A 14,250-nucleotide genomic window follows, 5' to 3' on the forward strand; every position below is an offset into this window, starting at 1 on the left:
TAATTCATCCGAGCTAGTCAAAATTCGGAGCGGAGGCGGAAGCAGATTTGACGCAAAAAGTTTTGTTGATAGTTGGACCTACAGCTGTAGGCAAGACGACTTTATCGATCGAGTTAGCACAGCTCTTCAACGGTGAGATCATTTCAGGAGACTCGATGCAAGTTTATACCGGTCTGGATATTGGTACTGCCAAAATCGAACCTGAAGAAATGGCAGGGATCCCCCATTATTTACTGGATATTCTGTCAGTCGACCAAAGATTTTCTGTGGCGGATTTCGTTACATTAAGCAAGGAAAAATGCCAGGAGATCTCAAGACGGCAAAAATTGCCCCTGATCGTTGGAGGAACAGGCTTTTACTTGCAGGCACTACTTGATGGCTATAATCTAGGCAGTACTTATAACTCAGCCGGTCAAAAAATTAGGGATGAGCTGCAGCAGTTCGCAGCACAGCAGGGCAAACAGGCACTCTGGGATCGTTTAGAGAAAATTGACCCGGCTGCTGCTGTCAAGATCCCAGTTAATAACACGCGTCGAGTGATCCGTGCGTTGGAGGTTTATGAGCAGACAGGCCAGCTTTTTTCTGAGCAAAAAGACACTCCGACTTTAGAGATAAAGCCCCTAATTATCGGGCTGAATACAGACCGTCAGCTGCTTTATTCACGGATCGACCAGCGCGTTGACCAGATGCTTGCAAAAGGACTGCTGGCTGAGGCGGAGAAATTGTACAGTGAAGGCGGCTTAGAATTACCAGCGGGGAAAGGAATTGGCTATAAAGAGCTCTTCCCTTATTTTGCACAAAAGGCATCATTGGCGGAGTGTGCCTCATTGATCAAGAAAAATTCCCGCCACTATGCAAAACGTCAGTTGACCTGGTTTCACAATAAAATGGATGTCGAATGGTATGATCTAGTTCAGCATCCAAAAGAAATCGACCAAATAATTACCAGAGTTGGCGAGTGGTTGGCCAATTAGCTTAAAAGAGCCGTTGTTTGCTGATAGATAGTGTCAAACCAATTTGGTCTAGGCTAAGTTGAGGTGAAAAAAGTCGGTTTGCACAGCCAAAATAATGCAAAAAAGCTACAGTTAACAATTATTTTAGCTTTATGTTATAAAATGTAACATTTGATATTGACAAGATTTGGACTACTTGCTATTATTGGTACGTAGTTTCGAGGGGGAATTTGATGAAAGAAAAAGAGTTAAGGCGCTCCCTTTCAGTGTTACCAATCGGAACGGTAATGAAATTAACTGACTTGTCAGCGCGACAGATCAGGTATTATGAACAACAAGGCTTGGTGATCCCTGAACGTAATGAGGGCAACCGCCGGATGTACTCATTGAATAACGTTGATTCTTTACTTGAAATCAAAGATTATTTAAGTGAAGGGATCAATATGGCTGGGATCAGACAGATCTATGCACAGCAAAAGGAAGAGGAAACTGCACAAAAGAATCGCTTGCAGCAGTCTTTGACTGATAAGGATGTACGGCGGATCTTGCATGAAGAACTCGAAGCTGTGAGTGGTTTGACTGACCGGTCCCAAGACCTTGATATTCATAAGAAAAAGTTGTAGGTGAACAAGAAAAGGAGCATGCACATGGTAAAAGCAACGTATACAAAAGATGATATTCGTCGGATCGTGAAAGACGAAAATGTTCAGTTTTTACGCTTGATGTTTACTGATTTGTACGGCACTGTTAAAAATGTCGAGGTTCCAGTCAGTCAACTGGGTAAACTATTAGACAACAAATTGATGTTTGATGGTTCTTCGATCGATGGTTTCGTACGGATCGAAGAAAGTGATATGTGGCTTTATCCGGATCTGTCAACCTGGACAATTTTCCCGTGGGGAAGTGAACATGGTAAAATCGCTGGTGTTGTTTGTGAAGTTTATAATGCCGACCGGACACCATTCTTGGGCGATCCAAGGAACAACTTGATCCGTGTTCTGGATGAGATGAAAAAACTAGGCTTTACTGACTTTAACATCGGTACAGAACCGGAATTCTTCTTGTTCAAGCTGGATCCAGAGACAGGCGAGCCGACTGCAAAGCTAAATGACCAAGGAAGTTACTTTGACCTGGCCCCAGTAGATCTTGGCGAAAATTGTCGGCGTGAGATCGTGTTAGAACTTGAGCATTTAGGCTTTGACGTTGAAGCCTCTCACCATGAAGTTGCTCCTGGCCAGCATGAGGTTGATTTCAAGTACGCTGATGCCTTACATGCGGCTGATAACATTCAGCTTTTCAAATTGGTTGTGAAGACAGTTGCCCGTAAACATGGTCTTCATGCGACCTTTATGCCAAAACCTTTAGCAAGTATCAACGGCTCAGGAATGCATACTAACATGTCTTTGTTTACCGAAAAGGGCAATGCATTCTACGATGCAGATTCCGACAGCGGCTTGTCTGAAGATGCTTTGCATTTCTTAGGCGGTTTATTAGCACATGCTCGCAGTTATACAGCCATTACTAATCCAATTGTCAATTCATACAAAAGGCTGGTCCCAGGCTATGAAGCACCGGTTTATGTTGCATGGTCAGGTCGTAACCGTTCACCTTTAGTTCGGGTCCCGATCGCTCGCGGAGATTCAACGCGCTTGGAACTGCGCAGTGTTGACCCGACAGCCAATCCGTACTTAGCAATTGCTGCCATCTTAGAGTCAGGATTAGACGGCTTACGCAATAAGATCGAACCGCCAAAGCCGGTTGACCGCAACATCTATGTGATGACAGAAGAGGAACGTCAAGCCAACAATATTGTTGATCTGCCATCAACCTTGCACAATGCATTGAAAGCCTTAAGAAAAGATGATGTTGTGTTAGGCTCAATGGGTGAGCATTTGGCGGCTAGTTTCTTGGAAGGTAAGCGGATCGAATGGGATGCTTACCGGCAAGATGTTTCTCAGTGGGAAACTAAACAGTATTTGGAACAATATTGATCAAAGCAAAAAAAACCAGCTCGAGCGTTAAAAGCGAGCTGGTTTTTTGCGCCTAAAATCAAGATGTTTTGCGCAACTGCATTTGCGGTTGGTTTTGCAGCGAAATCGCTTGGATCTGCTGCTTGAAGATGATCCGAGTGAGGTTGCTATTTTCGAGCCTGGTCAAAAAGAGAACATCCGTATGTCGCCGGTCTATAAATAAGCGTCCTGATAAGATTTGTTTGTGTCCGTTGAGTTGAACGGTAATTTGGACTGGAACTTGCTTTAAAATTGCTTCTTGAGCAATGTGATCAATCTCAGGATCTGGCATGGCGGCTGGTGGATTTTCGACAATCTGCTGTGGATCAAAAAAAGCATTCCAGCGTTCTAAGATGTGGGTGAGGCTGATGCTTAATGCGTGAGCGAGTTTAGTGAGATAGTGTTTCATTATTTGTTTCCTCCTCTGCCCCGGCTTAAAAGTTTTGCTGCCGGTTCCCTGAACGTTTGTTTGTATACTTACTATTATAGAACAAAAGTTCCCGAACGCAAGTTTGAATTGCTAAATTTTCGCAAAATTATTGCCAAAAATAATAAAATTAGTTGAGTTATGTTGACAGGAAGCGGATTTTAAAGGACTAATCCAATTTCAAACTTGAAAAAAGTGTTAAAAAAGTGCATTATAGTAGGTAAATATTTTATTTGAGGAGTTTTAGTGCATGGCTAAAAGAGGAATGTTGATCGTACTTTCAGGTCCGTCGGGGGTTGGCAAAGGAACAGTTAGAAAAGAGATTTTCTCACAACCGGGAAATAATTTTGACTATTCCATTTCGATGACTACCCGGAAGATGCGGCCGGGTGAGGTCAATGGCAGAGATTATTATTTTGTCACGAAAGAAGAATTTGAAAAAGAGATCGCTAGTGACGGAATGCTTGAATATGCACAATACGTTGACAATTACTATGGAACGCCTTTAAAATATGTGAATGAAATGCTCGATGACGGCAAAGATGTCTTTTTAGAGATTGAAGTTAAAGGAGCCATGCAAGTTAGAGACAAGGTGCCGGACGGTTTATTTATTTTTCTGACTCCACCAGATCTGATGGAACTCAGACAACGAATTGTTCATCGAGGAACCGATGATTTGGAGACGATCGACAAGCGCATGAAAAAGGCTGTCGGTGAAATCGAAATGATGCAAAATTACGACTACGCTGTCGTCAATGACGAAGTTCCCAAGGCTGCTGAGAAGATCAAGACCATTATTCGCGCCGAGCGTTGGCGGGTCAAGCGCTTCTTGCCAGATTATAAAAAACAACTAGGAGATGCTTTAAAATGATTTTATACCCTTCAGTAGATAAGCTATTAGAACAGGTTGATTCACGTTATTCGCTAGTAATGCTTGCAGCCAAGCGTGCCCATGAACTTGATGAGGGTGCAATGCCTTTATTAAGCGACTATACCTCGCAAAAAAATGTCGGTCGTGCGCTGGAAGAGGTTGAAGCGGGCGATTTAAAGATTGCTGATCATAAAGAATAATGGATAAACATTAATAATCAAATGCTCATTGTTTGAAGAGGTTAAAGCATAAATTTGCGTTAGCCTTTCAGATAATGGGCACTTTTTTAATGAACTTAAAATTGGTACAATATGAAAGTAATCTTATCAGTCAGTGAAGGGAACGAAGATCGTGAGCACAAAACATGTTGTGATCTATATAACCGGTGGAATTGCAGTTTATAAAGCAGCCCAATTAGTACGAGAGTTCGTTAAAGCGGGAGCACAAGTCAAAGTAGCAATGACAGACGCTGCTCAGACTTTTGTCTCCCCGCAAACCTTTGCAGTTTTGACTAAAAATCCAGTTTATACGGATTTTTCCGCTAACCAGCAAAGAGAATTTGTTTCGCATATCGAACTTGCGGATTGGACAGATATAGCAGTTGTTGTGCCGGCGACAGCAAATATTATTGCGAAAATGGCTTTAGGAATTGCAGATACCTTTGTTTCAACTGCCTTATTAGCAACAGCGGCTCCTAAATATGTGATTCCAGCAATGAACGAGAAAATGTGGCAAAATGCCGCAACGAAACGTAATTTGGCTACGCTTAAAAATGATGGTATTGCAGTGATGGAGCCGGCTGAAGGCTTTTTGGCAGAAGGATATTCTGGTAAAGGCAGGATGCCGGAACCACTGGATATTTTCAAGTGGATCAATAATTTAAGCGCAGAAAAGCAAGATCTAGCGGGGCGCAAGGTATTGATCTCAGCAGGGCCGACGGTTGAACCAATCGATCCAGTACGTTACCTGAGCAATCATTCAAGCGGTAAGATGGGTTATGCTTTAGCCAACGCTGCAGCTAAGCGGGGGGCAGAAGTGACCCTGGTCAGTGGACCGACTCGCCTGACTAAACCTGCTGGAGTGAAGTTCATCCAGATCCAAGCAGCCGCAGAATTGCAAGAAACGATGGAAAAAAACTTCTCAAAAAGTGACATCGTGATCATGGCTGCAGCAGTTTCGGATTACCATGTTGACCAAGTTGCACCGCAAAAAATCAAGAAAAACGGCCAGGATTTGGAATTGCATCTAGTTTCTAACCCGGATATTTTAGCCGGGTTAGGTCAGATCAAGAAAGGACAAATATTGGTCGGCTTCGCAGCTGAAACTGAAAATTTACTGGCCAACGGGAATAAGAAATTGCAAAAAAAGAATCTGGATCTGTTAGTCCTGAATGATGTTTCGCGGACAGATATTGGGTTTAACGCTGAAGATAATGAGGTTAGACTTTTGCGTGCCAGACGAGAACCGCGTTTGATCGCAAAATCAAGTAAGGACCAAATTGCAAATCAGATTTTCGATGAAATTCTCAACTTAGCTTAAAGAAGATAGGGGGAAAACGTGATGCAACAATTTGCAGAAGTCATTGTTGACGTTCCGACTCAGCAAACGGATCAGCCATACACGTATGAGATCCCCCCAGATTTAGTGGGGCAAATTCAGCCTGGAATGCGTGTGATCGTGCCTTTTGGAACTCGACGGGTCTTAGGCTTTTTAGTGCGGGTCATCGAGCATAAACCGGATGTTTCATTTGAAATTAAACCAATAGAAGAGGTGTTAGACTTAGCGCCAGTTTTAAGTGATGAGCTGTTGCAATTATCAGACTGGCTAGCTAAATGGACCTTTTCTTTCAAGATCTCCTGCCTCCAAGCAATGCTTCCAGCCGCGATGCGGGCTAGTTATGGTAAAAAAATCAGGCTAACTACAACGGAAGTCTCTGCTGATGTGAAGTTATTATTTGGGGAGAAACAAGAATTACCGTTTGATACTAAAAATTTATCTGCTCGAGCTTTTCGAACTCTTTCCAAGTTGAACCGTGAAAACAAAGCGGAAATTGTTTATGAAGTTCGTGATCGCGCTCAGTCGAAGAGTATTACAATGATCACTGGCCTATTGACGCCAGCACAAATTACACAGGAAAAGGCGAAGACACGGATCAATGCCTTGCGGTTACAGCAATTGCTTGATTTTTTGCTGGACCTTGGTTCTGCTCGTCTCAGTCAAAAAGACGCGGAGGTTCAAACTGGGCTGGCTGCTTCAGTGTTTACTCAGGGTCAAAAGAAAGGCTGGCTCAAAAAAAGTCAAGTCGAAGAGTATCGTGATCCCTACAGTACAGCCGAAATCAGTAAGACTGAACCACAAAAACTAAAACCGGCGCAAACTAAAGCAGTGGCAGAAATTGAAACTGAGATCAAGAAGCAATCAGAGCAGGTCTTTTTGTTACAAGGAGTGACGGGAAGCGGGAAGACTGAGGTTTATCTTTACGCGATCGCCTGCGCCCTGGCGCAAAAAAAGACGGCTTTGATGCTGGTCCCAGAAATTTCTTTAACGCCGCAAATGGTTCATCGAGTTAGAGGGCGTTTCGGGTCCAATGTCGCTGTTTTGCATAGTGGTTTGTCTGAAGGCGAGAAATATGATGAGTGGCGCAGAATAGAACGGAAAGAAGCGACAGTGGTCGTTGGCGCACGCTCAGCAGTTTTTGCACCATTAGATAATATTGGTGTCATCATTATGGATGAAGAACATGAAACTAGTTATAAACAAGAAAGTATGCCAGAGTACCATGCGCGCGATGTTGCAATTAAACGAGGACAATGGCATCATTGTCCGGTTGTTTTAGGCAGTGCCACGCCTTCGCTCGAATCACGTGCTCGTGCGCAAAAGGGGGTTTACCGGTGGCTGCGTCTAGATGAGCGCATCAATGGGCAGCCTTTACCGGCCGTGAAGCTGGTCAACATGCAAGATGAACTGAAGCGTGCACCGGCTGTGGACATTTCTGGTCCGCTCCTTGAAGCAATCAAAGAGCGGATCGCACGCAATGAACAAGTGGTGTTAATGTTGAATCGGCGCGGATATTCTTCTTTTATCATGTGTCGTGAATGCGGTTTTGTGCTCAAATGTCCAAACTGCGATATTTCATTAACGATGCATATGGATTCCCATTCGATGAAATGCCATTATTGTGGACATGAAGAACCGATCCCGAATATTTGTCCGAGTTGTCACAGTAAAAAGATTCGCTACTATGGCACGGGCACAGAAAAAGTCCAGCAAGAACTGGAAAAACTTTTGCCAGATGTCTCGATCTTGCGGATGGATGTTGACACGACTAAACGTAAAGGGGCACATAGCCGTTTATTGCAAAAGTTTGGAGCCAAAGAAGCGAATATTTTACTGGGGACACAGATGATCGCCAAAGGACTCGATTTTCCAGATGTTACTCTAGTTGGAGTTTTAAATGCTGATACTGCCCTGAGCCTGCCTAATTTCCGGTCGGCTGAGAGGACCTTTCAGCTCTTGACCCAGGTTAGTGGACGCGCTGGGCGAGCAGATAAAACAGGTGAGGTCTTGATCCAGACCTTTAATCCTGAGCACTATGCTATTCAGCTAGCCAAAAATCAAAACTACGAGCAGTTTTTTGGGATGGAGATGAATATGCGTCACCGTGGCGGTTATCCGCCATACTTTTTTACAATTCAAATTGTGATCAATGGGACTAATGAAGCGGAGGTCGCCAAAAAGATCTTCGAGGTCAATGGTCAGCTGACACAGATCCTGTCTCAACAAGCTGTAGTTTTGGGCCCGACTCCTAAACCAATAATGCGGGTCAATAACCGTTTCTATTATCAGCTAGTTATTAAATATAAAAACGAACCTAAGTTAGATCAATTCTTAAAAGAGCTGTTGCAAAATAGCCAACAGGATATGAGACGCAACTTGCAATTGACGATCGATCGCGACCCGGTCGACTTTATTTAACGAAAAAACAAAAAATGAGGACGTGATAAAATGACATCCATAGCGTTTATGGGAACACCAAGTTTTGCAGTCCCGATCCTGCAAGGATTGCTGGATCAGAACTACGATGTGTGTGCGGTAGTGACACAACCCGACCGGCCGGTTGGACGCAAGCGCCGTTTAACAGCATCACCGGTCAAAGAACTCGCGCAAAAGAATGATCTTTTAGTTTTGCAGCCTGAAAAAATCAGCGGTAGCCAAGAAATGCAGCAAGTGATCGATTTAGCACCAGATTTGATCGTCACTGCCGCCTATGGCCAGTTTTTACCAAATAAGCTGCTTGCAAGCGCCAAAATCGCAGCTATCAATGTCCACGGTTCCTTACTGCCAAAATACCGCGGGGGAGCACCAGTACAGTATGCCTTAATGAAAGGTGAAAAAAAGACAGGCGTGACTTTGATCTATATGGTCAAGCAAATGGACGCTGGTGCGATGCTAGGTCAAGCTGAGCTGCCGATCACCTCTGAGGATGATACAGGCACTTTGTTTGCAAAATTGAGTCTTTTAGGACGCGATTTGCTCTTAGATAAACTGCCGGCGCTGCTAGCTGGGAAACTTCCTGCTTTGCCTCAAGACGAGGCGCAAGTGGTTTTTGCTCCGACTATCAAGCCTGAGGAAGAAAAATTAATTTTAAGTTTAACGGCCCAAGAGATAGATTGGAAAGTACGTGCTCTTCGTCCTGCACCAGGTGCTTATTTTGAGAAATTTGCTGGAAAAAGGACTAAAATATGGCAGGTCACTCCACTGGCAGAAAAAACAGATCAACTTCCCGGGACGATCGTGGCTCTGAGTAAACATCAACTTAAAATTGCCGCCGCTTCTGGGAGTGTTTATCAAATCGAACAACTTCAACCGGCCGGCAAACAACGCCTTTCGATCACTGATTATTTAAATGGTGTTAAGGGTGAATTAGAAGAAGGACAGGTTTTGATCGCTGATGAAAAATAACTTGCAAGCCAATCCTCGTTACCTGGCGGTCCGTGACCTGACTCGGATCGAGAAAGAAAAATCTTATTCGAATAAGGTCGTTGACCAGACTTTGGCAGCCAAGCAGCTGGCAGTGCGCGATGTAAATTTGTATACCAATTTAGTTTACGGGACAATTCAAAATAAATTGGCACTGGACTTTGATCTGGCACCATTCATTAAAAAACCGGCTAAGCTGGATCTGTGGGTCAAGGAGCTTTTGCGGCTTTCAGTCTATCAGCTTTATTATTTGGATAGGATCCCGCAACATGCAGTCTTTAATGAGGCAATTGAAATTGCTAAGCAGATGGGGCATGAGGGGACTAGGCGTTTTGTGACGGGTGTTTTGCATGCCCTGTCCCGCCAAGGCCGACCCGATTTAAGCCAGATCAATGATCCGCTTGAAAGAGTTAGTATTCAGACCAGTACACCGCTGTGGCTGGTGCAACAGTTAAATGCGGAACTTGGTTTAGAAAAAACTCGTTCACTCTTAGCTGCGACAGTCCAGCCGCCAGCTCAAAGCGTCAGAGTCAATACAAAATTGACGCAGCGGCAAACAGCGGCAGAAAAACTAAAAGCGGCTGGTCTGCAAGTGGAAGAAAGCAAGGTGTCGCCGCAAGTCTTAAGAGTTGTGAATGGTTTTGTACCAGCTACACCTCCCTATCAAGCAGGTGAAGTGACGGTCCAAGACGAAAGTGCAGCTTTAAGCGTGGAAGCCTTGCACGTTTCCAAAACAGATCAAGTTTTGGACGCATGTGCTGCTCCGGGTGGAAAAACTACGCAGATTGCTGAAAAGCTTGGAGACGGCGGCAAAGTGGTCGCCTTGGATATTCATACTAAGAAGCTAAAGGTCATTCAATCCAATGCTAAACGGATGCATTTGGAATCATTGATCACAACAAAGGCTTTGGATGCCCGGATGGCTGCGCAGTCCTTTGAAAAGGAAAGTTTTGATAAGATCTTAGTGGATGCTCCCTGTTCAGGCTTGGGGCTGATGAGACGCAAACCCGAAGTTAAGTACGAAAAAAAAGCTGAGGATAGTGCTGCTTTAGCAAAAATCCAACTGGAGATCTTATTAGCTCTTGCCCCGCTGCTTAAAAAGGGCGGTACGCTGACTTATAGCACATGTACGATCTTGAACCAGGAAAATCAAGGAGTGATCGATCAGTTTCTTGCGGCAGCTCCGCAATTTATTCAGCAAAAAACTCAGACTGAGTTTGCACTGAAAGCTGACCGTGATGAACTTTCATTAACTATTTATCCAGATGACTTTGGCTCTGACGGCTTTTTTATTGCAACTCTTTCCAAGGCAAAATGAGGTGTGAAAATGAAATATTCTTTTTTGAGTGATGTTGGACGAGTACGGGAAAAAAATGAAGACTTCGTTGGTGTTTTTAAAAACCAGGCAGAAGTTTTGTTAGCAATCGTTGCAGATGGTTTGGGAGGTCACCAGGGCGGCGAGGTTGCTTCAGAAATGGCGGTTTCACAGATCGGCTATGATTTTGAAAAAACCTCTTTTACCAAACCAAAAGATGCTTATTCATGGCTGCAGGGTCAAGCCGATAGAGAAAACAAACATATTTTAGAAGCCGCTGAGCAGAGTGAAGAATTATTAGGAATGGGGACGACACTCGTGTGTGCGGTCGTTTTTCCTAAAACCCTTGTAATCGCAAACATCGGGGACAGCCGGTGTTATCTGTTTAACAATGGAAAGTTGACCCAATTGACGGAAGACCATTCTTTGGTCAATGAAATGGTCAAAAATGGCCAAATCAGCAAAGAACAGGCTCGGACCCATCCCCAAAAGAATATCATTACCCGGACCTTAGGAGTTTCCGGTTCATCACGCTTAGATCAAAAACTCTATGAAATCGTACCTGGAGAACTTTTATTGTGTAGTGACGGATTATCGAATTTGGTTGACGATGAGCAATTAGAGGAGATTTTGCGGACTCCAGGGCTAGACCTCGAGCAGAAATGTGCTCGTCTGATCGCCGCAGCAAACGAAGCCGGCGGAACAGATAATATCACTGCTTTGCTGCTCTCTTTGGATGAGGAGGTCAGTTAATGGAAGCTGGATACATTCTGAACGGACGTTATAAAATAGTTTCTTCGCTGGGAGAAGGCGGGATGGCCAATGTCTATTCAGCCTACGACTTGATCTTAAAACGATATGTGGCTGTCAAATTATTGCGGTTGGATATGCGGGATGATCCTCATGCTGTGCGTAGATTTCAGGGCGAAGCAATGTCTTTAACAGAGCTGACAGATCCGCATACTGTGATGATTTATGACGTCGGTGAAGAAAGCGGACTGCAGTATTTGGTGATGGAATATGTCAACGGGATGAACTTAAAAGAATATATTAAGCAGGAATATCCGCTGTCAGTTGAGCGTGTGGTTCAGATCATGACTGAAGTTTTGCAGGCCGTGAGCGACGCACATTCACACGGGATCATTCACCGCGATCTAAAACCGCAAAATATTCTGATCGATCAGAACGGTTTGGTCAAAATCACAGACTTCGGGATCGCGCTGGCCTTGTCACGTTCGAGCATGACCAAAACAAACACAGTAATGGGGTCTGTCCACTATATTTCGCCGGAACAGGCTCGCGGCAGTATCGTAACCAAGCAGACAGATATCTATTCTTTGGGAATTATCTTATTTGAACTTTTAACAGGACATGTGCCGTTTCGAGGAGAAAATGCTGTTTCGATCATTATGAAACACTATAGTGAGGCAATGCCTTCAGTCAGAAACGAAAATCCAGAGGTCCCGCAAGCCTTAGAAAACATCGTTTTACATGCTACCGCTAAGGACCTCAACGATCGCTACGGTACCGTCCAGGAGATGGCTAGTGATTTAGCATCTTGTTTGTCCTATCAACGAAGAGATGAAGCTAGGTGGCTGCCGGCAGGGTCAGATGAGGATGAGACTAAAGTTTTGCCGGCTGCTTTACCAGATGAAACTGAGACTCAGCAAGAAGAACAGCAAGATCCTGCTGACCAGTCAAATGCAGGACACGGCAAAAAGAAGCACAAGAAATGGTCGAAGAAAAAGAAATTCTTAGTTTGGTCAAGTTGGCTTGTGCTGGCGATTTTGATCGGGACTGCAGTCTATTTTCTAATGCCGCGCCAGACAAGCGTACCTGAATTAAGCGGAATGAGTATTTCAGAAGCTGAGGATAGTTTACGCAACGCTAATTTAAAGGTTGGCAAGAGCAAGAAAGCCTACAGCAACGATTATGAAAGCGGCCAAATTATCCGGACTGAACCTAGTGCCAAAAGCAAGATCAATGAAGGGCAAAAGGTTGATCTTATTCTTTCCCGCGGTTCTCAAAAAGAGCGCTTCGGTGATTATACTGGACAAAAATATTCTGTCGTTAAAAAAATGCTGCAAAAAAAGGGCGTGACTGTCTCCAAGCAGAAAGTATACTCCCAAAAATATGCCAAGGGTGAGATCAAATCACAAAGTATTTCTACTAAAAAGAAAGTGATCATGGGCGAGACATCTGTGACCTTTGAAGTTTCTCAGGGTCCCCGGAGTTTCGAGTTACGTGACCTAACGAACTACACACTCAAAAGTGCCCAGGACTATGCTGACGAACATGGCCTCGTACTGAACGTTTCTCGGGGCAAGTCGGATGACTTTGAGCAAGGGCTGGTAATGGAACAGGAACCTGCAGCTGGGACAGAACTCGCGCAGGGGGCTCAGATCAGTGTGAAAATTTCAACCGGCTCGGATGAAGAGTCGTCTGAAAGCAGTTCATCAAGTTCGAGTTCTTCGTCGTCTTCAGACTCTGACTCTGGGAGCGAATCTCGCTTTAACGTTGAAGTGAAGATCCCATTTGCTGGTGATGAGGCTCATAAATCAAACAAAGTTCAAATCTACATTGAAGATCGTGGTCATCATTTGAATAATGTTTATCAGACCTTGACGATCACTGAAGATCAAAGTGTCAACTTGCCATTTGAACTGGCTTCTGGGCAAAAGGGACGTTATAAAGTAGTACGTGATGGCTCTACTATCATCGAAAAAGATGATGTTACAGGAGACTAAAGGGAATAGTAAATATCAAACAAAGAAAGGCAGGAGAAAATGTGGTCAAAGGTCAAATTATCCAATCTTTAAGCGGGTACTATGACGTGCTGGCAGATCAACAGGTCTACCGCACTAGAGGACGGGGAAATTTCCGCAAGTCTAAGCAAACACCGCTGGTTGGTGACTGGGTTGAATTTAAGGCTGATAACCAAGCTGAAGGCTACTTGTTACGTTTGCTGCAGCGAAAAAATAGTCTGGTACGCCCGCCGGTTGCCAATGTCGATTGCGGGATCGTTGTTACCGCCAGTAAGGAGCCTAAATTATCGACGAACCTGCTGGACCGTCAGCTGTTGATGTTGGAACACAAGCATATTCAGCCGCTGCTGTATTTTTCCAAGGCAGACCTGCTGGATGAAAAACAGCGGGCCCATTTAAATCAGCTTGTTTCTTACTATCAGCAATTTTATCCTTGCTTGATCGGTGAAATTGAGCACCAACAGGAGATCGCTGCTCGACTTTTGGACAAAATACAAGAGAAGGTCATTGTAGTAATGGGGCAGACTGGGGCAGGAAAATCAACATTGCTCAACCTGATCGCACCTGAGCTGAACTTGGAGACCGCAGAAGTTTCTAAAGCTTTAAGCCGTGGGAAGCACACCACCCGCAAAGTTACTTTGCGCAAGATCCAGAATAATCTGATCGCAGATACACCTGGTTTTTCTTCCTTTGAATTACTAGACTTGACCAAAGAGGAACTGCCGACATTGTACCCAGATTTTGTAGAACTGCAAGACCAGTGCAAGTTTCGAGGCTGTTTGCATTTGAAGGAGCCTAACTGCGCAGTCAAAGCTGCCTACCAGGACCAAAAAATCTTGGCAAGTCGATATGAAAATTATGTTCAGTTTCAAACTGATCTCTCCAACCGTAAACCAAAGTGGTAGAATGTCTTTTTAGACACAGTCTGTT

13 protein-coding genes are annotated in these 14,250 nt (G+C 44.2%); 12 read left to right on the forward strand and 1 reads right to left on the reverse strand.

Annotation, left to right across the window (positions count from 1 at the left end; translation table 11 throughout):
• The first annotated feature begins 47 nt into the window (after positions 1-47).
• From miaA to glnA, 3 genes are all read left to right on the forward strand, one after another.
• Positions 48-974 (forward strand): tRNA (adenosine(37)-N6)-dimethylallyltransferase MiaA, encoded by a 927-nt coding sequence (miaA, locus tag LFYK43_RS02810; protein ID WP_124975220.1) that lies wholly within the window; start codon positions 48-50, stop codon positions 972-974.
• Positions 975-1,186: 212 nt separating this feature from the next.
• Positions 1,187-1,576 carry a MerR family transcriptional regulator gene (locus LFYK43_RS02815; RefSeq protein ID WP_124975222.1) on the forward strand — a complete coding sequence of 130 codons (390 nt, stop codon included), beginning with the start codon at positions 1,187-1,189 and terminating at the stop codon, positions 1,574-1,576.
• 24 nt (positions 1,577-1,600) lie between these two features.
• Positions 1,601-2,944 (forward strand): type I glutamate--ammonia ligase, encoded by a 1,344-nt coding sequence (gene glnA / locus LFYK43_RS02820; protein ID WP_124975224.1) that lies wholly within the window; start codon positions 1,601-1,603, stop codon positions 2,942-2,944.
• A gap of 58 nt (positions 2,945-3,002) precedes the next feature.
• Here the strand turns inward: glnA and LFYK43_RS02825 are convergent, their stop codons facing one another.
• On the reverse strand, positions 3,003-3,371 hold the full coding sequence (locus tag LFYK43_RS02825; protein WP_124975226.1) for a hypothetical protein: 369 nt from the start codon (positions 3,369-3,371) through the stop codon (positions 3,003-3,005).
• 268 nt (positions 3,372-3,639) lie between these two features.
• Between LFYK43_RS02825 and gmk the strand changes: the two genes are divergently transcribed.
• From gmk to rsgA, 9 genes are all read left to right on the forward strand, one after another.
• Positions 3,640-4,260, forward strand: coding sequence for a guanylate kinase (gene gmk, locus LFYK43_RS02830; RefSeq protein WP_124975228.1), 621 nt, complete (start codon positions 3,640-3,642; stop codon positions 4,258-4,260).
• Complete coding sequence (gene rpoZ / locus LFYK43_RS02835) at positions 4,257-4,460, forward strand: DNA-directed RNA polymerase subunit omega (RefSeq protein ID WP_124975230.1); 204 nt, start codon at positions 4,257-4,259, stop codon at positions 4,458-4,460. Before gmk ends, rpoZ begins: the two co-directional genes overlap by 4 nt.
• Before the next feature lie 151 nt (positions 4,461-4,611).
• Entirely contained in the window at positions 4,612-5,799 is a 1,188-nt protein-coding gene (coaBC, locus tag LFYK43_RS02840; RefSeq protein WP_124975232.1) for a bifunctional phosphopantothenoylcysteine decarboxylase/phosphopantothenate--cysteine ligase CoaBC, read from the forward strand.
• A 21-nt stretch (positions 5,800-5,820) separates the two neighbouring features.
• Positions 5,821-8,235, forward strand: a complete 2,415-nt coding sequence (priA, locus tag LFYK43_RS02845) for a primosomal protein N' (RefSeq protein ID WP_124975234.1) — start codon at positions 5,821-5,823, stop codon at positions 8,233-8,235.
• A 30-nt stretch (positions 8,236-8,265) separates the two neighbouring features.
• Positions 8,266-9,222, forward strand: coding sequence for a methionyl-tRNA formyltransferase (gene fmt / locus LFYK43_RS02850; protein ID WP_124975236.1), 957 nt, complete (start codon positions 8,266-8,268; stop codon positions 9,220-9,222).
• Positions 9,212-10,558, forward strand: a complete 1,347-nt coding sequence (gene rsmB, locus LFYK43_RS02855) for a 16S rRNA (cytosine(967)-C(5))-methyltransferase RsmB (RefSeq protein WP_124975238.1) — start codon at positions 9,212-9,214, stop codon at positions 10,556-10,558. Before fmt ends, rsmB begins: the two co-directional genes overlap by 11 nt.
• A 9-nt stretch (positions 10,559-10,567) precedes the next feature.
• The gene (locus tag LFYK43_RS02860; protein ID WP_124975240.1) at positions 10,568-11,308 is read left to right on the forward strand and encodes a Stp1/IreP family PP2C-type Ser/Thr phosphatase; all 741 of its coding nucleotides are present in this window, start codon (positions 10,568-10,570) and stop codon (positions 11,306-11,308) included.
• Positions 11,308-13,302 carry a Stk1 family PASTA domain-containing Ser/Thr kinase gene (gene pknB, locus LFYK43_RS02865; RefSeq protein ID WP_124975242.1) on the forward strand — a complete coding sequence of 665 codons (1,995 nt, stop codon included), beginning with the start codon at positions 11,308-11,310 and terminating at the stop codon, positions 13,300-13,302. The genes LFYK43_RS02860 and pknB overlap by 1 nt, the downstream gene beginning before the upstream one ends.
• A 41-nt stretch (positions 13,303-13,343) precedes the next feature.
• The gene (gene rsgA, locus LFYK43_RS02870) at positions 13,344-14,225 is read left to right on the forward strand and encodes a ribosome small subunit-dependent GTPase A (protein ID WP_124975244.1); all 882 of its coding nucleotides are present in this window, start codon (positions 13,344-13,346) and stop codon (positions 14,223-14,225) included.
• The last annotated feature ends 25 nt before the right edge of the window (positions 14,226-14,250 follow it).

Source organism: Ligilactobacillus salitolerans (assembly GCF_003864415.1).
Taxonomy (GTDB): domain Bacteria; phylum Bacillota; class Bacilli; order Lactobacillales; family Lactobacillaceae; genus Ligilactobacillus; species Ligilactobacillus salitolerans.

Bases quoted from the DNA above. Each gene is read 5' to 3' on its own strand.
- LFYK43_RS02815 (WP_124975222.1), top strand. From the start codon at position 1,187: ATGAAAGAAAAAGAGTTAAGGCGCTCCCTTTCAGTGTTACCAATCGGA.
- glnA (WP_124975224.1), top strand. From the start codon at position 1,601: ATGGTAAAAGCAACGTATACAAAAGATGATATTCGTCGGATCGTGAAA.
- LFYK43_RS02825 (WP_124975226.1), bottom strand. From the start codon at position 3,371: ATGAAACACTATCTCACTAAACTCGCTCACGCATTAAGCATCAGCCTC.
- gmk (WP_124975228.1), top strand. From the start codon at position 3,640: ATGGCTAAAAGAGGAATGTTGATCGTACTTTCAGGTCCGTCGGGGGTT.
- rpoZ (WP_124975230.1), top strand. From the start codon at position 4,257: ATGATTTTATACCCTTCAGTAGATAAGCTATTAGAACAGGTTGATTCA.
- priA (WP_124975234.1), top strand. From the start codon at position 5,821: ATGCAACAATTTGCAGAAGTCATTGTTGACGTTCCGACTCAGCAAACG.
- fmt (WP_124975236.1), top strand. From the start codon at position 8,266: ATGACATCCATAGCGTTTATGGGAACACCAAGTTTTGCAGTCCCGATC.
- rsmB (WP_124975238.1), top strand. From the start codon at position 9,212: ATGAAAAATAACTTGCAAGCCAATCCTCGTTACCTGGCGGTCCGTGAC.
- LFYK43_RS02860 (WP_124975240.1), top strand. From the start codon at position 10,568: ATGAAATATTCTTTTTTGAGTGATGTTGGACGAGTACGGGAAAAAAAT.
- pknB (WP_124975242.1), top strand. From the start codon at position 11,308: ATGGAAGCTGGATACATTCTGAACGGACGTTATAAAATAGTTTCTTCG.